This is a genomic window from Nocardioides lijunqiniae, assembly GCF_015024225.1.
GTDB lineage: Bacteria > Actinomycetota > Actinomycetes > Propionibacteriales > Nocardioidaceae > Nocardioides > Nocardioides lijunqiniae.
In genome coordinates this window covers 172463-192353 of sequence record NZ_JACJGM010000003.1, presented here as the reverse complement: position 1 = coordinate 192353, position 19891 = coordinate 172463, and the positions used below count along the sequence as shown (strand labels likewise).

The 19891-nt window shown below is 73.6% G+C and carries 10 protein-coding genes; 6 read left to right on the top strand and 4 right to left on the bottom strand.

Annotated elements, in window-relative coordinates; all coding sequences use genetic code 11:
• The first annotated feature begins 12 nt into the window (after window positions 1-12).
• A complete protein-coding gene (gene galK / locus IRQ30_RS03230) occupies window positions 13-1107 on the top strand; it encodes a galactokinase (RefSeq protein WP_193611596.1) in 1095 nt (364 codons plus the stop codon).
• Between the two features lie 52 nt (window positions 1108-1159).
• Here galK and IRQ30_RS03225 read toward each other — a convergent pair whose 3' ends face one another.
• Window positions 1160-2467, bottom strand: coding sequence for a DUF2252 domain-containing protein (locus tag IRQ30_RS03225; protein WP_338089542.1), 1308 nt, complete (start codon window positions 2465-2467; stop codon window positions 1160-1162).
• Window positions 2468-2598: 131 nt separating this feature from the next.
• Here IRQ30_RS03225 and IRQ30_RS03220 point away from each other — a divergent pair, with 131 nt between their 5' ends.
• From IRQ30_RS03220 to IRQ30_RS03210, 3 genes are all read left to right on the top strand, one after another.
• Window positions 2599-2886, top strand: coding sequence for a YiaA/YiaB family inner membrane protein (locus IRQ30_RS03220; RefSeq protein WP_193606955.1), 288 nt, complete (start codon window positions 2599-2601; stop codon window positions 2884-2886).
• 135 nt (window positions 2887-3021) lie between these two features.
• Window positions 3022-3381, top strand: coding sequence for a hypothetical protein (locus IRQ30_RS03215; protein WP_193611595.1), 360 nt, complete (start codon window positions 3022-3024; stop codon window positions 3379-3381).
• Window positions 3382-3473: 92 nt separating this feature from the next.
• The gene (locus IRQ30_RS03210; RefSeq protein ID WP_193611594.1) at window positions 3474-4313 is read left to right on the top strand and encodes a hypothetical protein; all 840 of its coding nucleotides are present in this window, start codon (window positions 3474-3476) and stop codon (window positions 4311-4313) included.
• 78 nt (window positions 4314-4391) lie between these two features.
• On the opposite strand, the gene IRQ30_RS03205 is transcribed toward IRQ30_RS03210, so the two are convergent.
• Both IRQ30_RS03205 and IRQ30_RS03200 read right to left on the bottom strand, forming a co-directional pair.
• Window positions 4392-5606, bottom strand: coding sequence for an acyl-CoA dehydrogenase family protein (locus IRQ30_RS03205; protein WP_193611593.1), 1215 nt, complete (start codon window positions 5604-5606; stop codon window positions 4392-4394).
• On the bottom strand, window positions 5606-6970 hold the full coding sequence (locus IRQ30_RS03200) for an acyl-CoA dehydrogenase family protein (RefSeq protein WP_193611592.1): 1365 nt from the start codon (window positions 6968-6970) through the stop codon (window positions 5606-5608). Before IRQ30_RS03200 ends, IRQ30_RS03205 begins: the two co-directional genes overlap by 1 nt.
• Before the next feature lie 178 nt (window positions 6971-7148).
• On the opposite strand from IRQ30_RS03200, the gene def reads away from it, so the two are divergent.
• Together def and IRQ30_RS03190 are read left to right on the top strand one after the other, a co-directional pair.
• The gene (def, locus tag IRQ30_RS03195) at window positions 7149-7670 is read left to right on the top strand and encodes a peptide deformylase (protein WP_193611649.1); all 522 of its coding nucleotides are present in this window, start codon (window positions 7149-7151) and stop codon (window positions 7668-7670) included.
• A 259-nt stretch (window positions 7671-7929) separates the two neighbouring features.
• Window positions 7930-8571 (top strand): sulfotransferase family 2 domain-containing protein, encoded by a 642-nt coding sequence (locus IRQ30_RS03190; RefSeq protein ID WP_193611591.1) that lies wholly within the window; start codon window positions 7930-7932, stop codon window positions 8569-8571.
• Window positions 8572-8815: 244 nt separating this feature from the next.
• Here IRQ30_RS03190 and IRQ30_RS03185 read toward each other — a convergent pair whose 3' ends face one another.
• Window positions 8816-19648 carry an Ig-like domain repeat protein gene (locus IRQ30_RS03185; RefSeq protein WP_193611590.1) on the bottom strand — a complete coding sequence of 3611 codons (10833 nt, stop codon included), beginning with the start codon at window positions 19646-19648 and terminating at the stop codon, window positions 8816-8818.
• Window positions 19649-19891 lie beyond the last annotated feature (243 nt).

Sequence of the window (19891 nt, the reverse complement as noted above, 5' to 3'; positions counted from 1 at the left end):
AGGCTTCCGACCATGTCGACGTCCGTGGGCCGCTCTCCCGGCCGGGTCAACCTCATCGGCGAGCACACCGACTACAACGACGGCCTGTGCCTGCCCCTCACCATCCCCTACGCCACCACCGTCACCGCCACCGCGCGCGACGACGACCGGGTGTCGGCCCGCAGCAGCGGCCAGGGCGAGCCGTGGTCCGGGACGCTGGCCACCACCGGCCCCGGCCAGGCCGAGGGCTGGGCGACGTACGCCGTCGGCGTGCTCTGGGCCCTGCGCGAGGCCGGGTGGGAGCTGCCCGGCGTCGACCTCGAGGTCGAGAGCACGGTGCCCATGGGCGCCGGCCTGTCGAGCTCGGCGGCCCTGGAGTGCGCGGTCGCGGTGGCCATGGCCGGGCTGGTCGACCGCGAGCTGACCGACGAGCTGCGCCACGAGCTCGTCGCCGCCTGCCGGCGCGCCGAGAGCGAGGTCGCGGGCGCCCCCACCGGGGGACTCGACCAGAGCGCGGTGCTGCTCTCCGCACCGGGCGCCGGGCTGCTGATCGACTTCGAGGACGGCTCGACCCGCGACGTGGCCCTGCCCTGGGGCGACGCCGGACTGACCCTCGTCGTGGTGGACACGCAGGTGTCGCACACGCTCACCGATGGCGGCTACGGCGCCCGCCGCGCCGACTGCGAGGCGGCCGTCGAACAGCTCGGTCTGTCCTCGTTGCGGCGGGCCACCCTGGCCGACGTCGACCGTCTCGACGACCCGCGGCTGCAGGCCCGTGCCCGGCACGTCGTCACCGAGAACGGCCGCGTCGCCGACGCCGTCACCGCGATCGAGGCCGCCGACTGGGCGGAGCTCGGCCGGCTGATGCAGGCCTCCCACGTCTCGCTGCGCGACGACTACGAGGTGTCCTGCCCCGAGCTCGACGTCGTGGTCGCCACCGCGCTGGAGGCCGGCGCGGTGGGTGCGCGCATGACCGGCGGCGGCTTCGGTGGCTCGGCGATCGCCCTGGTGCCCAGCGAGCGCACCCAGGCCGTACGGCGCGCGGTCGACGCCGCGTTCGTGGCCGAGGGGTTCGCCGCGCCGCGCCACCTCGACGCGGGCCCCAGCGGCCCCGCGCACCTGGTCTGAGCGCGCGGACCGCCCACGATCCGGTCGCGGGTGGGGCGCCTGCGGGAGCTCCTCAGGTCGCCGTGACGCCGATGCGGCCCTCGCGGAACGCGTGCACGAACAGCGCGTGGTCCTCGCGCACCTGGTCGGCGTAGGCCATCCCGAAGTCCGTCACCCACCGGACCAGCTCGCGCCGGCGCCCCTCGACGCTCTCCGCGATCGCGTCCTCCACCTGGAAGTCCACCAGGTCCTGGTCGCTGTCCTCGTCGGAGGCGCAGTGAATCTTGGCCGTGGCCCGGCCCAGCAGGTCGACGACGCGGGCGATCTCGTCGGGCTCGGTCAGGTGGGTCCAGTCCAGGTCCACCTCGTACGGCGAGACCTCGCTGACGACGTAGCCCACCCCGTCGACGTCGGTGTAGCCCAGCATCGGGTCGGTGTGCACCTGCAGCGCCCGCTGGCTGACGACCGTGCGGTGACCCTCGTGCTCGAAGTAGCGCTCCACGTGGGAGGTGTCGACGAAGCGGCTGATCGCCGGCACGTTGGCCTGCTTCATCGAGAGCACCACGTCGTTGTCGAGCGCCTGGCTGTAGCCCTCGACGAGCACGTTGTAGGCCGGCAGCCCGGCGCTGCCGATCCCGAAGCCCGACCGGCCCACGACGTCGCGCAGCTCGTAGAAGAGGTCGCGGTCGGAGCGCCGGCGCTCGGGGATGGTCTCCAGGTAGCCCTCGAACGCCGCCACGACCTTGGCCCGCTCCCGCTTGCCCAGCCGCCGCACGCCGCGGCCCTCGCGGAAGAGGCGGATCCCGTCGACCTCCTCGGTGCTCTCGTCGAGCAGCTCGGCGCGACGCTGGTGGCGGGCCATGACCAGGGCCTCCTGGATGGGGCCCTCGGTGTTGTCGAGGTGGAGCGCGAAGTCGTCCTCGTCGCTGTCGCGGTACTCGTCGACCTGGGCGAGGTAGGCGCGCAGGTAGCGCCCGACCAGTCGGCGCACGTCCTCCTCGGGCAGCGCCTTCTGCCAGCCCACGAGCGCCAGGGACGCGGCGAACCGCTGGAGGTCCCAGGTGAAGCGGCCCAGGTAGGCCTCGTCGAAGTCGTTGATGTCGAAGACCAGACGGCCGTCGGAGTTGAGGTAGGTGCCGAAGTTCTCCACGTGCAGGTCGCCGTGCACCCAGATCCGACCGCTGCGCTCGTCGGCGAAGGGGTCGTCGGCGACGGTCACGTCGGCGTAGAAGAGGCAGGCGGTGCCGCGGTAGAACGCGTGCGGGTCCGCCGACATCGTCCGGAACTTCCCCCGGAACGCCGCCGGGTCGGCCGCCATGAGTGGCGCGAAGGCGTCGGTCAGGGTGGAGACGATCAGGTCGGCCCGCTCGTCGCTCGTCACGCCCCCGAGCCTGCCACGCCGTGCGCCCGCCGTGCCTGCGCCGCCCCGCAGCACGGTTGAGGACGCGTACTCAGTCGGATGCAGGTACTCGGACCGCTCCCGGACCGCCGTACGACGGCCAGGCTGGTGCCATGAGCACTCCGAACTCCGCCAAGAACACCAACGCCTTCTTCGCGCAGGCCGCCATCTCGTTCGGCATCGCGCTGCTGACCATGATCCTCGCGATCCTCTACCTGCCGGTCGACCCGTGGATCCGCGCCTTCCTCGGCCTGGGCACGATGTTCCTGACGACGTCGTGCTTCACGCTGGCCAAGTGCGTGCGCGACTCGCAGGAGAGCCAGTACGTCGTGTCCCGGCTGGACCAGGCCCGGGTCGACAAGATCCTCGCCGAGCACGACCCCTTCCGCAGCGTCTCCTGACGCCTCCTGACCCCTCAGCACCCCGCCTACCTCGGGCGGGCGCATCGTCCCGGCGACGGTGCGCCCGCCCGCCGTCGTTGTCGCAGCCTGCTTCAATCGGACGACGACCGGATCGCTCGACGACAGGGAGTCCCCATGGCAGCCACCGACCGCATCAGGAGCGCCGCCTCCGGGGCCGCCGTCATCAGCACCGCCATCGGGGCACGCGCGGCCCGCACCGTGCGTCCGCTGCTCGCCCGGGCCCTGCGACGGGCCGTCGACGCCACCGGACGCGGGACCGGGCCCGCGGCTCCTCCTCGCCCCGGTCGGGCGCCGATGGCGCCGCCCCCTGCGCCGGCACCCTCGCCTCCCTCCTCGACCTCCTCGGCCCCGTCACCTGCGGCCGTCGCCCGGAACGTCGCGCCGCGGCCGGCCGCCACCAAGGCGGCCCGGAAGCCGCCGAAGCGCTCGGCCCCCGGAGCCAAGCTGCCGGTGCGGCGCCTCGGCGACGCCTGACGCGGTGGGCAAGGTCACCCTGACCTGACGCGTCCCCGGTCGTTGGATGGGTACCGAGAACGACGACAGCTGCACCGACGAAAGGACCTCCCGTGGCCCGCAAGAACCCGATCGAGTCGATCAAGGACGCCGCGCTCGGCACGGCCCAGAAGGCCGCCAGCCTGACGGTCGAGAGCGCCAAGGGCGGCGTGGGTCTGGGCAAGCTGGTGGCCGGCACCGCCGCCAGCAAGGCCGCGGACACCGTCACCTCGCTGCTCCCGGGGCGCAAGCAGCCCACGCGGCCCGCCGCGTCCGCCCCCTCGAAGCCGTCGACCACCACCGACTCCCCTGACGCCTCCGGCAAGGTGCAGGGCGACGCCCTCGCCCCCGAGGTCGTGCCTCCCGTCAGGAAGGCCGCCGCCACGAAGGCGCCCGCGAAGAAGGCGCCCGCCGTCAAGAAGGCCACTGCCAAGGCCCCGGCCAAGGCGACGCCCGCCAAGCAGGCCGCGTCCTCCGTGCTGCCGGTCAAGGACCCCGCCGCGCCGTCGGCCCCGGACGCCGCTGCCAAGGCCCCCGCCACGAAGTCCCCGGCGAAGAAGGCTCCCGCCGCCAAGAAGGCGCCTGCCGCGAAGAAGGCGCCCGCTCCGAAGGTCGCCGTCGACCCGACGACCCCGGTGAACGTCACCGAGGAGCTCGGCCTGGACCCGGCTCCCGTCGAGACGAAGGCCCCGGCCACCAAGGCCCCGGCCGCAAAGAAGGCCCCGGCCACCAAGGCGCCGGCCAAGAAGACCCCGGCGAAGAAGGCGGCCGCGAATAAGGCAACGAGCAGCAGCGACACGGCTGGCGGCACCAAGGAGCCGCTGACCGGCATCGACGCGCAGGCCGACACCGCCGACGTCGACGTGACTCCCGCCGACATCGCCTCGGCCGTCGCGAAGAAGTCGACGAGCTGACCCGACCCTTCCTCCTCACGACGCGAACGGCGGCGGCCCCCCAGGGTCCGCCGCCGTTCGTCGTTCGTGGGTGGAGCGCTACTTCAGCTCGGCGCTCGAGAGCCCCAGGACCCGGCGCGCCACGATCAGCTGCTGGATCTGCTGGGTGCCCTCGAAGATGTCGAGGATCTTGGAGTCGCGGGCCCACTTCTCGAGCAGCTCGGCCTCGCTGTAGCCCAGCGACCCGGTCAGCTCCACGCAGCCCAGGGTGATGTCGGAGCCGACGCGTCCGGCCTTCGCCTTGGCCATGGAGGCCTCCAGCGAGTTGGGCTGGCGGTTGTCGGCCATCCAGGCGGCTTGGAGCATCAGGAGGTGGGCGGCCTCCCAGTCGGCCTCCATCTGCAGCAGGCGCGCGGCCGCCGCCGACTGGGTCTGGGCGGGACGGTCGTAGTCGACGCTCACCCCGGCCTGGGCCAGCAGGTCGCGTGTGAGGTCGAGCGCTGCGCGCGCACAGCCCACGGCCATCGCGGCCACGAGCGGGCGGGTGTTGTCGAAGGTCGCCATGGCGCCGGCGAAGCCCTGCTTGGTGTCCACCTCGGGCGAGCCGAGGAGGTTCTCGGCGGGCACCCGACAGTCCTCGAAGATGATCGTCGCGGTGTCGGAGGCCCGGATGCCGAGCTTGTGCTCGAGCCGGTCGACGCGCATGCCGGGCGTGCCCTTGGGCACCACGAAGGACTTGATCGCCGCGCGTCCCAGGCTCCTGTCGAGGGTGGCCCACACGACGATGTGGTCGGCGCGGTCGCCGGAGGTGACGTAGATCTTCTCGCCGTTCAGGACGTAGTGATCACCGTCCAGCGTGGCGGTCGTCCTGATGTTGGCGGAGTCGGACCCCACCCCGGGCTCGGTGATGGCCATGCCGGCCCAGACGCCGGCGAAGCGCTCCTGCTGCTCCTCGTCGGCCACCGACGCGATGGCGGAGTTGCCCAGGCCCTGACGCGGCATCGAGAGCAGCAGCCCCACGTCGCCCCAGCACATCTCGGCGATGGACATCACCGAGGCGAGGTTGGCGCCGTTCTTGACCGAGGAGTCGGCGTCGGCGTCCTCACGGCGTACGCCGGCGGCTCCGGCGCCCTCGCTGGCCCCTGACTCGGCCAGGCCGTCGATCATCGCGGCCAGCATGTCGAGCTCCTGCGGGTACTCGTGCTCGGCGCGGTCGTACTTGCGCGAGATCGGGCGCAGCATGTTCATCGCCACCTGGTGGGCCTGGCCCACCAGCGGACGGAACTTCTTCGGGTCGTCGAGGTTGATGGGCATCAGACCAGCACGCTTCCTTCCATGACGCCGACCGCGCGGAGGTCGCGGTACCAGCGCTCGACCGGGTGTTCCTTGACGAAGCCGTGGCCGCCGAGCAGCTGGACGCCGTCGAGGCCGATCTGCATGCCCTTGTCGGCGCACAGCTTGCGCGCCAGCGCGACCTCGCGGGCGAAGTCCTTGCCGGCAGCCGCGCGGGAGGCCGCCTTGTAGGTCACCAGGCGCATGGCCTGCAGCTCGATGGCGAGGTTGGCGACCATGAACGCCACCGACTGCCGGTGGGCGATGGGCTCGCCGAAGGCGTGACGCTCCTTGACGTAGGGCGTGACGTAGTCGAGCACGGCCTGGCCGGTGCCGACAGCGAGCGCGCACCACGCCAGGCGGGACAGCCGCACGCACTCGAGGTAGGCCTCGCCCTCGGTGTCGCCGAGCACGGCGTCGGCCGGGACGGCGGCGTCGGTGAGCGTCAGCCTCGTGAGCGAGGCGGCGCGCACGCCCATGGCGGGGTCACCCTCGACCGCCAGGCCGGGGGTGGACGACTCGACCAGGAAGAGCACGGGTCGCCCGTCGAGCGAGGCGCCGACGACGAAGAGCTCGGCCTGGGCGCCACGCGGCACCAGGCTCTTGACGCCGTTCAGGACGTAGCCGTCCGCGGTGCGGGTCGCGGTGGTCGCGGGCTCCAGCACGTCGAAGAGGACGGTGGGCTCGTTGAGGGCCAGCGCCGCGGCCGGCACGTCGGAGCCGGCGAAGGCCGGCAGGTAGGTCTGCTGCTGGGCGTCGGTGCCCCACAGGCCGAGCGCGGTGGCGACCGATCCGGGCGCCAGCGCGGCGACCGCAAGCCCCATGTCGCCGTGGGCCAGGGCCTCGGCGACGAGCGTGCCGGCCATCGCCGAGCGCTCCTCGGAGATCCCGCCGAGCGCCTCCGGCACACCGAGCATAGGCAGGCCCACCTCGAGGCTGGCGGCCAGCACGTCGTCGGGGGCGGCGCAGGCCTCGTCGGCGTCGGCCGCGGCCGGCCGGAACGCCTCCTGGGCCAGCTCGCGGACCACGTCGACGAGCATCTGCTCGTCCTCGGTGGGCGTGAGGTCGAAGACCCCCTTGGCCGGCGCCGGGGCGACGCGCACGCCCGGCTGGCCCTTCTTCCCTGCGGACGAGAAGCCGCGGCTCGCCGCGGTGATCGTCGTGAACCCACTGCGGGTGACCGAGAAGACCGCCTGCTCGGCGGGTCGGCGCAGGCCGACGCGGTCGAGGAGGTCGCTCTGCGCGAGCCGGTTGAGGCCGGCGACGAGGTAGCCGATCGGGTCGCGCGACTCCGTGCTCGGGACGCCGTGCCGACCGCCGGGACGGAGGCTGGTGAGGAGGGACATAGAGATAATGTAACTCGGAGTTACACGCCGGGCTACACCGGCCCGCGTGGGGCCGGTCACGTCGGGCCGCCGCGGTCCGCGTCGGCTCCGGTCCTAGGATCGCTGCGTGCCCGACCAGTCCTCCCCCGCGCCCCTCGCTCCCCACGGTCCGCTGCCCACCGGCGGCAGCGTCCGGCCGATGACCCGCTGGGGCACCCCGGTGATGCACCGCCCGCAGACGCTCGTGACGTCGTACGACGAGGCCCTGGCCTCGCTCGCCGCCGACATGGTGGCGACGATGTACGCCGCCGACGGCGTCGGCCTCGCGGCGTGCCAGATCGGCGAGGACGTGGCGATGTTCGTCTTCGACTGCCCCGACGAGTCGGGGCAGCGCACGGTCGGGCTCGTCTGCAACCCCGTGCTGACGCTCCCCGAGGGACGCGACCGGGTGCTCGACGAGGCGGAGGAGGGATGTCTGTCCTTCCCGGGCGCGTTCGTCGAGCTCGCCCGCCCCGACACCGCCACCGTGACCGGCACCGGGCTCGACGGCTCCCCCGTGACCTTCTCCGGCGACGGCATGCTCGCCCGCTGCCTCCAGCACGAGACCGACCACACCCTCGGCACCGTCTTCGGCGACCGTCTCCCCACTAAGATGCGCAAGCGCCTGCAGAAGCAGCACGACAAGCTCGTCGACGAGTACCCGCCCGACTGGCCGGCCTGAGGCCGCCGGGTCCCTGACCCCTGCGGTTTGGTCACCAACCGCAGGTCTCGGGCCCCGGAACATGCGGTTTGTGACCACACCGCAGGGAGTGCGAACCAGCCGGGACGCCGCAGCTACGGGCTGCCGGGCGGCTGCGGGGCGCCCGCGGGCGCGTTGTAGGCTCTGGCGCCACGCGAGTCCGCGAGCACGTCGCCCCGAGAGGACCACCTTGTCACCGCTGCACCCGGCCCTCCCGCTCCCGACCTGGACGGCCTGACCGATGCCGATCTTCAGCCGCGAGGGACGCAACCTCCTCTTCGTCCACGTCCCCAAGACCGGGGGCAGCACGATCGAGCGGATCTTCAAGCGGTCGGGCTGGACGACGTACTTCCTGGAGACCCGCGCGACCGGGGCGGACCTGTTCCCCCTGCGCCGTTGCTCGCCTCAGCACTACCAGGCCGAGCTGCTGCGAGAGCTGATCGACGTCTCGCGCTTCGACGTGCGGTTCATGATCGTGCGCGACCCGGTGGCGCGCTTCCGCTCGGAGTACCTGATGCGCAACACCAAGGACCCGCGCACCGACGCCGCCTCGGTCGAGGCGTGGGCCGACCGGGCGTTCACGCGCTACCGCACGAACCCCTACGTCTTCGACAACCACCTGCGACCGCAGCACGAGTTCCACCTCGACGGGGTGACCGTGCACCGGCTCGAGGACGGCATGGAGGCGGTCATGGAGGACCTCAACACCCGCCTGCAGCTGGACCTCGACCCCAAGATCCCCCACACCATGCACAGCTCCAAGCGGGCCGGCGTCTCCAGCTCGGCCGTCGAGCTGTCGCCGTCGCTGGTCGACCGGCTGACGGAGTTCTACGCGCGCGACTACCAGGAGCTCGGCTACCCGCTCCCCGGCTCGTCCTCCTAGCGCCGGTCGCTCGTCGCCCACCCCTGCGCCGCGCCGGTGGACCCTGCGGTTTGGTCACCAACCGCAGGTCTCGAGCCCCAGAACGTGCGGTCTGTGACCAAACCACAGGGGTCAGCCCCCGACAGCGACCGCACGGACGCTGGCCATCCTCGACCCGGGTCCGCGGCTCGCGGACCCTGCGGTTTGGTCACCAACCGCAGGTCTCGGGGCCCGAAACGTGCGGTCTGTGACCAAACCGCAAGGGTCAGCGCTTCACGGTGACCGTGAAGACGCCGACCGAGGTCTTGGTGGTGGCGTTGCCGCGGTAGGTGGCGGTGAGCTTGAGCTTGCCGGCGCGCAGCTGGGGGAGCTTGAAGGTGGCGGCGCCGTTGCGGAGCGTGAGCGTCACCGACTTCGTGCCGTAGCGCAGGACGACCTGGCCGGCCGCCGCGGCGGCACCGCGCAGGACCTTGACCGTCACCACCGGGCGGGCGCCCGGCTTGGCCTTCTTCGGCGCGGTGACCGTCGTGCGGGACACCGCCGGGGCCACCGTCAGGGACACCGCCGTCGAGCTCGACGACAGGTGGTCACCGGTAGGCGGCAGGTAGCGCGCCGTGTAGCTGTGCCGGCCGACGCTCACCCCGGTCACCAGCACGGTCGCCCGCTCGCCGACGAGGTTCGCCACGCCGACCGACCTGGTGCCCTCGAGGAACTGCACCTGTCCACCGACGACCGGCTCCCCCGCCACGGCGACCCTGGCGTTCAGCGTCATCGTGGTGCCGCTGACCGAGCCGGTCAGCGACGTCGAGGTCGCCGCCGGCGAGACGGTCACGGTGCGACCCGTCGACACCGACGAGCCGTACGCCGCCGCGTCGGCCGGGACGAAGCGCGCCGTGTAGGTGTGCTGGCCGGCGGTGGCGAGCCTGGCGGGCAGGCGGAACACGCCACCGGTGGCGGCCACCGGGACCCCGAGGTCGACGCCGTCCTCGGCGAAGACCACCTGGCCGGCGGGCTTCACCTGGCCGGCGGTCACCACGGCGCTCAGCGCCACCGAGCGGCCGGTGACGACCACGTCGAGGGCGGTCGCGGTGGCGGCCGCCTCGGGGTCGGGCTCCCCGACCTGGGCGACCCGCGACGCCGAGACCGAGTCGCGGTAGGACGTCCCGGCCGCGGCGAAGAAGTGCGCGACGTAGGTGTGCCTGCCGCGCGGGACGTCGGTCAGCGTCACCGTGCCGGCGCCGGACTCCACCGTGCCGCTGCCGACGTCGAGCCCGCCCTCGCGCAGGACGACGACGCCCTCGGGGACCTCGTAGGGACTCGTCACGGCGACTTGGGCGGTGACCGTGCTGTCCGCGACCGTCACCGTGAGGGCACTCGCGGTGTCGCTCCTTCCCACGGTGAGCGTGCTCGTCGGCGAGACGGAGCCGGCGTGCACCGACTCGTCGTCCGCGACGAAGTAGGCGGCGTAGCGGTGCTGGCCTGCCCGCACCGCGTCGAGGGACAGCGTGGCCCTGCCGGCATTCACCGGGACGGTGCCCTGGACGACCGAGTCCTCCACGAACTGGATCCGACCGGTCGGGGTGCCGAGCGCGGCGTCGACGTCGGCGGCCAGGGTGACGGTGCGGCCGTCGGCCGAGGCCGTCAGGCCGGTCGTGGTCGACGTGGGGGCGACCACGGTCGGAGCCGACGCCTCGGAGCCCCCGTGAATCCCGTCGCTCGGCACGTAGGTGGCGGTGTAGGTGTGCGTGCCGCCGAGCACGTCGGGGACCTTCAGCTGGGCCACACCGCCGGTGACCGGGACGGCCCGGAGCAGCCGGTCGCCCTCGCGGAACTCCACGGTGCCGCCAGGTGCGCTGGTGCCGGTGTCGGGGTAGACGTTGGCGTACAACGAGACCGTGCTGCCGGTCGCCCAGCCGCTCAGGTACGTGGTGGTCGGCGTGCCCGCCACCTCGACCACCTGCGCGGTGGACGACGAGCCCGCGTACTGCCGGGCGTCGGCCGGGACGAACGTGGCGACGTAGCGGTGCGTGCCGGTGGGGACGTCCAGGAGCTGGATGCTGGCGAAGCCGTAGGAGGCGGTGACCGTCTCGACCAGGACGCCGTCGGCGCGGAGCTCCACGGAGCCCTCGGGCAGGCCGACGGACGCGTCGACCTGCGCCGTCAGCGAGACCGTGTGACCCGAGACCGAGGCCTCGAGCCTGGTCGTGGTGCGGACCGCGGCGTCGGACACCGTGACGGTGCGCTCCGGCGACGTCGACTCCGCGTGCATCGTCTCGACGAAGGTGAACCGCGCCGTGTAGACGTGCTCGCCGGGCGGGACGTCGAGCCGCGTCGTGGAGGCGGTGCCGTCGCCTGTGAGCTGCTCGTAGGCGACCTCCTGCCCGTCCTGGACGAAGACGACCCAGCCCTGGGGGGTGCCCCGCTGGGCGGAGACGGTCGCGGTCAGGGTGACGGTGCGCTCGTCCACGACCGCCGTCAGGCCCGTCGTGGTCGCGACGGCGCCGAGGGTGATGCTCTGGTCGCCCGAGGACGACGCGGCGTACGTCGCCGGGTCGCTCGGCTCGAACGTCGCGGTGAACAGGTGCTCGCCCGGGTCCAGGTCGGTCCGGTCGAAGGTGACCCCGCCCGCGGTGAGCGGCAGCGTCGCGAGGACGGTGTCCCCCTGACGCAGCACGACGTCTCCGGACGGGGTGCCCGACGCGCCGGTGACCCGGACGTCGAGGGTGACCGTCTGCGCGCGTGCGGTGAGGCTCAGCTCGGTCGTGGTCACGATCGGCTCGACCACCACGGAGCGCTCGGCCGAGACGGACCCGGCGAACCGGGTCTCGTCGGCCGGCACGAACGTGGCGGTGTAGGCGTGCTGGCCCGGCGTGGCCGCGGTCAGCTCGACGGAGGCCGCGCCGTCCTCGACGGCGCTCGTGCCCACCACCTGGTCACCCTCGCGGAAGACCACGTCTCCCGCGGGCGTGCCGCTGGCGCCGTCCACGCGGGCGCTCAGGACGACCCGGCGCACGTCGACGCCGGCGTCCAGCGTCGTCGTGGTGACGATCAGCTCGACGACGACGCGGCGCTCGGCCGAGACCGAACCGCCGTGGCGCACCTCGTCGGTGGGGACGAACGTCGCGGTGTAGACGTGCTCCCCCAGCGCGACGCCGGTCAGCTCCAGCGAGGCGGTCCCCTCCTCCAGGGCCGCCCGGCCCACGACCTCGTCGCCCTCACGGAACACCACGTCACCCGCCGGGCTCCCACCGGCGGAAGAGACCTCGGCCGAGAGCGTGACGGTGCGGGCATCGGCGGCGGCGCTCAGCGCCGTCTGCGTCGCGATCGGGTCGACGACGACGCGTCGCTCCGCGGAGACGGACCCGCCGTGGCGGACGTCGTCGGCGGGCACGAACGTCGCGGTGTAGGAGTGCGCCCCCGGTGCGACGTCGGTCAGCTCCAGGGAGGCGGCGCCGGCCTCGAGGGCCGCCCGGCCCACGACCTCGTCGCCCTCACGGAAGACCACGTCACCGGCCGCGGCACCGCCGGCGGCGGTCACCTCGGCCGACAGCGAGACCGTGCGGGCGTCCGCGGCGGCGCTCAGCGCCGTCTGCGTCGCGATCGGGTCGACGACGACGCGTCGCTCCGCGGAGACGGACCCGCCGTGGCGGACGTCGTCGGAGGGCACGAACGTCGCCGTGTAGGCGTGTGCCCCCGGCTCGACATCGGTCAGCTGGAGGGAGGCGACGCCGTCCTCGACATCGTCCTGGCCGACGACCTGGTCACCCTCGCGGAAGATCACGTCTCCGGCGGGGCTGCCGCCGGTGGCGGTCACCTCCGCGGACAGCGTGACCGTGCGGACCTCGGCGGCGGCGCTCAGCGACGTCTCCGTCGCGATGGCGCCGACCGCCACCGTCTGCGCCGACGAGGTCGACACCGCGTGGGTCGCCGGCGCCGACGGCGCGAACGTCGCGGTGTAGGTGTGCTCCCCCGGATCGACGTCGGTCAGCTCCAGGGCGGCCTCGCCGTCCTCGAGCTCGACGGTGCCCAGCACGGTCGAGCCCTCGCGGAGCACAACCTCACCCGCGGGAGTCCCGTAGCCGGACGTGACCTCGGCGCCGAGCGTGACCGTGCGGCCCTCGGCCGACGCGGTCAGCGCGGTCCGGGTCGCCACGGGCGCCACCGTGACGGTGCGCTCGGCGGAGGTCGAGCCGGCGAAGGCCACGGCGTCGGCGGGGACGTACGTCGCGGTGTAGGCGTGCTGGCCCGGCGCGACGTCCGTGACGTCGAGGGTCGCGCCGCCGTCGGCCAGCGTGACGGTGTCCAGCAGGGTGTCGCCCTCGCGGAGCTCGACGGCTCCGGTCGGGGTGCCGTCGGGGCTGGTGACCTCGACGTCGAGCGTGACCGTGCGGCCCTCGGCGCTCGCGCCGAGCGCGGTGCTGGTCGCGAACGGGTCGACGGTCGCCGAGGCGACCGGCGAGACCGAGCCCGACACGGCGTCGGCCGAGGCCGGCACGAACGTCGCCCGGTAGCGGTGCTCGCCCGGCGTCACGTCCTCCACGGCCAGCGACGCCGCAGCATCGGCCACGGGGACGGCGCCCAGCACGGTGTCGCCCTCGCGGAACACCACCTCGCCGGCGGCCGAGCCGTCCGTGGTGACGTCGGCGGTCAGCGTGACCGTCCGGCCGGCGACCTTCGCGGAGAGCGCCGTGGCGCTGGGGCTCTTGACCCTGACGGTGCGCTCGGGCGAGACCGAGCCGGCGTACGTCGCGGGGTCGGCCGGCACGAAGGTCGCGGCGTAGGTGTGCTCCCCCGGGGCGACGTCCTCGAGCGTGGCCGATGCGGCCGCGCCGGTGACCGCGACCGTGGCGACGACGTCGCCGCCCTCGCGGAAGACGACCTCACCGGCGGCGCCCGCCGTGGTGCGCGCCTCGAGGGCGACGGTCCCGCCGGTGGCGACGGCCGACAGCGAGGTGCTGGTGACGTAGGGGTCGGCCTCGACCGTGCGGGGCGCCGAGGCGGAGCCGCCGTAGGTCACCGGGTCGGTCGGGACGAACGTGGCCACGTAGCGGTGCTCGCCCGGGCTGACCTGCAGCGTCCGCGACGCGACGCCGTCCTCGACGTCGACGGTGCCCACGACGGTGGTGCCGTCGCGGAAGACGACACGGCCCGCGGGCGTGCCGCTGTCGCCGGCGACCTGGGCCTCCAGCGTGAGCGAGCGGCCGCCGGCGTACGTCGCCGTGAGCGAGGTCGTGGTCGCGATCGGGTCGACCGTGACGACCCGCGCCGGGGACTGGGAGGCGCCGTGCCTGACGGTGTCGGAGGGGGCGAAGGTCGCGGTGTAGCTGTGCGCCCCGGGCACGACCGACGAGAGCTCGAGCGTCGCCGCGCCGTCCACCAGCGCGACCGTGCCGACGACGGTGGTGCCGTCGCGCAGGACGAGGTCGCCGGCGGGGGTGCCCAGCGCGGACGTGACGTTCGCGTCCAGGGTGACGGTTCGTCCGGACACCTGCACACTCAGGCCGGTGACGGTCGCCACCGCTGCCACGGTCACGGTGCGGGTGGGCGAGGTGGAGCCGGCGTGCGTGGTCCCGGTGGGCACGAACGTCGCGGTGTAGGAGTGCTGACCCGGCGTGACGCCGGTCAGCGCGAGCACCGAGCTGCCGCCGGTGAGCGGCACGGTGTCGAGGAGGGCGTCGCCCTCGCGGAGCTCCACGGCGCCGGTGAGCGTGCCGGACGTGGTCGCCGGGACCGCCGTCAGCGTCACCGTGCGGCCGTCGACGACCGCCGCGAGGCCGGTGGTCGTGGCGATGCGTGCGACCTCGACGCTGCGCTCGGCGGACACCGACCCGGCGTACGTCACCGAGTCGCTGGGCACGAAGGTGGCGGTGTAGGTGTGCGCCCCGGGGGCCACGGTGCCCAGCGTCAGCCGGGCGGCACCCGAGGAGAGGGTGACGGTCCCGACGACGGTCTCGCCCTCGCGGAAGCGCACCTGGCCGGCGGCCGCACCGCTCGGCACGGTGACGGCGGCGTCGAGGGTGACCGTGCGGTTGCTGACGGCCGCCTCGAGCGTGGTGGCGGAGACGGCCTTCGCGACCGTCACCGGCGTCGCCGGTGACTCGGAGGCGTTGTGGTTGGCGCTGTTGGTGGGGACGAACTTCTCCGTGTAGGTGTAGTCGCCGGGCACGACGTTGGTCTGCGTCGTCACCACCGTGCCGGCGACGACGTCGGCTGCGAAGAAGGGTCCGGTGCCGCGGTAGAACGTCACCCGGCCGACGGCGGGGGTGCCGTCGCTGGCCACGGAGGCGGTCAGCGTCACGGTGCGGCCGCTGACGCTGCCGTCCAGCGTGGTCGTGGTGGAGCCCAGGACGGTCGTCGCCTGGCTCGCGGACGCCGAGCCGAGGTGGACCGTGCCCGTGGGCACGAACGTCGCGGTGTAGGAGTGCGGGCCGAACGCGACGCCGTTGAGGGTCCGCGTGGCGGTGCCGTTGCTCAGGGTGACGGTGGCGACGACGCTCGCGCCTTCGCGGAGCTCGACGGTGCCGGTGGGGGCGCCGGAGGAGGCGGTGACGCTCGCCACGAGCGTGACGGTGCGGCCGGTCGCCGTGGCCTGGAGCGTGGTGGTGGTGGCGACCCGGTCCACGACGACTGCACGGGGCGCCGACGTCGAGGAGCCGTAGGCCTCGGGGTTCGTCGCCTCGAACGTCGCGGTGTAGGTGTGCTCGCCCGGGACGACCGCCTCCAGGGTCAGCGTGGCGGCCCCGCCGGACAGCGGGACCGTGCCGACCAGGACGCCGCCGTCACGGAACCGCACGACGCCGCTGGGGCTGCCGGGGCCGGTGACCTCGGCGGCCAGCGTGATCCGCCGGGCGTCGAGGGTCGCGGTCAGGGCGGTCGCGGTGGCGACGAAGACCGTCGCGGTGCGCGTCGGCGACGTCGAGCCGACATGGCTCGCGCTGCTGGGGACGAACGTCGCGGTGTAGGAGTGCGGGCCGGGGCCGACGTCGCTCAGCACCAGCTCCGCTGCGCCGGAGGCCAGCGGCCGGGTGCCGAGGAGCGTGCCGCCCTCCCGGAACTCCACGGTGCCGTCGAGGGTGCCCTCGGTGGCGCTCACGCTGCTGGTCAGGGTCACGGTGCGCCCGTCGACCGCCACGGTCAGGTCCGTGGTGGTGCGAGGGGCGGTGACGACGGCGGTGTGGGCGGCCGAGACGGAGCCGGCGAAGTCCGCCGGGTTGGTGGGGACGAACGTCGCGACGTAGACGTGGTCGCCCCGGGTGACGCCGTCGAGGACGACGGAGGCCTTGCCGCCGGAGACCGTGCCGGTCCCGACCAGCGTGCCGTCCTCGTGGAACTGCACCGCACCGGCCGGGCTGCCCAGGTTGGTGGTCACGGTGGCGGACAGGGTGACCTGACGGTCGACGACCGCGGAGCCCAGGACCGTCGTGGTCGGGTTCGCCAGGACGGTCGCGGTGCGCGCCGGGGAGCTCGAGTAGTCGTTGCGGGTGGGGTCGATCGGGTAGAACTGCGCGACGTAGGTGTGCTCCCCCGTCGCCAGCCCGGACACCGAGACCTGCGCGACGCCGTCGGTGACGTAGGCCCACGCGGCGAGCGTGCCGCCCTCCATGAACCGGACGTGGCCGCCTGCGGCCGCGGCGGTCGGGGAGACCGTGGCCCGCAGGGTCGCGGTGCGTCCGCTGACGCTGGCCGTCAGCTCGGTGGTGGTGACGGTGGCCTGCGCGAACAGGACGACGTTGGACGACTGGGAGGCCGCGTAGACCGCGGGGTCCTCCGGGACGAAGGTCGCACGGAACGTGTGGCTGCCCTTGGTGAGGTCGCCGGCCGTGAGCGTCGCCGTGCCGTCGGTCAGTGGCGCGGTCGCGACGACGACGCCGGCGTCGGTGAGCTGGACGCTGCCCGAGGGGGTGCCCGAGCCGGAGCGCACGGTCGCGGTGACCGTGGCGGTGCGCCCGTCCAGGGATCCGGTCAGGCTGGTGGTGGTGGGCTTGGTGCCCGGCGGCCCCTCGACGGTGACGCTACGGGCAGCGGAGGTCGAGCCGTCGTAGAGCTGGGACTCGGTGGGTGAGAAGACCGCGGTGTAGCTGTGCTCCCCGGAGGTGACGGAGGTGAGGGTCACCGCCAGCGCGCCGGTCGTGACCTGGCCCGAGCCGACCTGGACGTTGCCGTCGTAGAGCTCCACGTAGCCCGTGGCCGACGCCGGCGAGACGGTCACGGCGAGCGTCACGCTGCGCGCGTCCACCGTGGCCTGCAGCCCCGTGGTCGTGGGAGTCCCGACGACCGTGTGGACCTGGCTCGTGGAGGAGGGGACGAACCTGCTGGGGTTGTCGGGCACGAAGCGCGCGGTGTAGGTCTGCTCGCCCCGGGGCTGCCGGTCGACGGTGAGCGTGGAGGCGGTCGTCAGGGTGTTGACGTCGCCGTAGCCGATGACCGCGCTGCCGCGCCGGTACTCCAGGTAGCCGACGGGGGCGCCGTAGGTGGCGCTGACGCTGCCCGACAGGGTCACGGTGGTCCCGCTGGAGGCCACCGCCAGGGAGGTCGTGGTCGCCTTCGGGCCGTCGTCGATGAAGTTCCACGACAGGGTGAACGGCCCGACCCCGGTCGCGATGTCGCGGAACCCGTCGACGGCGATCGAGTAGGTGGTGCCGGCCGTGACCAGGAGCTGCACGGAGGAGAGCTTGCCCGTGGCGTCGTCGTTGCCGGTCCACTCCGTCAGGGAGCCGAGAGCCGTCCCGACGTAGACCCCGAGGGTCGTGTCGCGGTCGGCGACGCTCGAGCCCGTCGAGAGCTGCAGGAGTCCCGACTGGGGCGCCGTCCAGGAGTACCAGAGCGAGGCGCGGCCGGCGACGATCCGGGTCGTGGGGGGCCGGGGGTCCCCGACCTCGGCCGACGACTCGAGGTTGTCGCCGGTGACGGTCCCGGAGATGCCCGAGAGGGTCGTGCGTTGCGCGAAGGCGTCGTTGGCCGGGCGCGCCGGGACCTCGACGGAGACGGTGGTGACCGGGCCTTGGCCGGCGAAGCTGGTGGCGGCGACGCCGAGCGTGTGCGTGCCGGGGGTGAGGAGGCTGCTGAGGACGTCGACCGAGCGCCGGGCGCTGCCGCCGCTGACCACGAAGACGCCGTCGACGAAGACGTCGTACTGCTGCACGGCGTGGGTGCCGGTGCTCGCCGGGTCCGAGTACGAGATCTGAGCGGCGCCGGCGACGCTGAGCCAGCGCGCGCTGACGGCCTGCGGGGCCCCCGGCTTGATCGTCCCGTTGGTGGTGGTCGCGTTGACGCTGACGGTCGGACCCGGCCCCCGTGCGTTGAGCGCGGTGACCTTGAACGTGTAGGTCGTCGACACCGACAGGCCGGTCCAGGAGTAGCTGGTGGCGCCCGGGCCGAGCTGGACGACCGTCGGGTCGCCGACGCGGGTCACGACGTAGCCGGTGACCGGGCTGCCGCCGTCGCTGGCCGGGGCGGCCCAGCTGAGGTTGACCGTCGAGTCCGAGGCGTGCGGCGTGCCCGTCACCGAGACCGGGGCCGTCGGGGTGCCCGTGGGGGCTGCGCCGTCGCAGCCGTTGGTGCTGACGGTGTAGGCGCCGAGGGAGCCGTAGTCGTCGTACCCGTTGGCCCAGGTGCCGAACCCGACCCCGTCGACCTGCAGGTAGTAGGTGGCGGAGCCGAGCGTCTGGTTGATCGAGGCGGCCATCCCGGTGGCCACGCTCACGCTCGTCTGGCCGGAGGCGGGGTCGGCGGTGGCCACGACGCTGCCGGCGGCGTTGAGCAGGGTCAGCTTGATGTCGAGGTCCGGCATCGCCGACAGCGGGTTCGCCGCGATCGACACCGCCCCCGAGCAGGTGCCGAGCAGATAGGTGTCGACGTCGGTGCGGCTGCTGATGTAGGCCGGCCCGGCCGGCTTCACCGGGGCGCCGACGATGACCGAGGGGGCCTCGTCGACCCGCACGCCCAGCTTGGCGCCGAGGATCGCGACGTCGTCCTCGCGGTTGTTGGCCGAGGCGTAGTCACCCTTCGACCACTGCGTGATCGGGTGGCTGTAGCCGGCGCCCATGATCGGGGCCCACGCACCGTGACCCGTGTCGTAGTTGTCGACGCCCGCCTGGTTGCCGTCGTGGGAGAGGCTGAGCTGGTGGCCGGCCTCGTGGCTGGCGGCCTCGGTGACACCCTTGACGGAGGCCGCCGCACTCTGGGGGAACACCCAGGCCGGCTGGGCGTAGCCGTAGCCGTCGCCGCCCGGGCCCCGGGCCTCGTCGAAGACACCGAGGTAGGCGACGCCGCCGCAGCCGAAGCCCTCCGACACCTTGCCGCAGATCATGTCGTGAGAGACCGCGTCGGGCGTGATCAGCACGTGCGAGCCGTAGACATCGTCGCTCAGGCTGCTGCGCAGGATGGCCGCGGCTCCCGGGTCCGCGGTGGTCACGTCCACGTCGAACGCCGCGTAGTCCTCGGCCACGCCCTCGTAGACGGCCTGGAAGGCGGCGAGGTCGGTGCTGTTGAACGAGCCGGAGGTGGCCCCGGAGGGACGCCAGGCCGGCTGGGTGGTGGGGAGGCCCGGCTTCTGGGCGTGCCAGCCGGTGCCGCTGACGTTGCCGCCGTCGAAGTCGAGGAAGATCGTGCGCTTCGCGCCGGGCCGGCTGTGCAGCAGGAAGGTCTGGTCCAGCGGCGCGGCGGCGGCCGGCACCGGCAGGTCGCGCTGCGGGTCGACGGCGACGTCCTTGAAGAACACCAGTCCCTCGGCGTCCAGCCAGGCGGTGGGGTCCGTGCGCAGGAGGTCGACCAGCTCGTCGGTCTCCAGGTCGTTGAGCGCGGCGGCCTCGTCGACCTGCTCGCCCAGCAGCCGGATGGCCGTCGCGCCGTGGACGGGGCGCGGCAGGTCGACGCTGGTGTCGCCGTAGTTGGCGTCGACGTCGGGGACGGTGCCGGACCCGCCGTTCTCGTCGTCCTCGTCGTCGGCGGTCGGAGTCGTCGACGCGGTCGCTCCCGCTGTGCTGGTCGCGCTGGGGCCGGCCGCGGCCACCTCGTCGGCGAGGGCCGACGGCGCGGGAGCGGCGTCCACGGGCGCCGTGACGGCGACGAGCCCGAGAACGAGCGAGAGTACAACCATGGCGCCTGGACGGCGACCCGTCCGACGACGCACGCAGTGCTCCTTGATCCCAGGTTCTGCGCGACCTTAAGCGGGCCGCCGGGAACCGCGCAGTCGAACCGGAGGATCGGTGCCACGCGCCTGACGTGACGTAGCCCACCCCCTCCCGCCGGCGTCCGGAACCGGTCACCACCGGAGGTCGCCGAGCTCGCGGTTTGGTCACAACCCGCAGGTCAGAGGCGTCCGGATCCGGCCGCGTGGGTC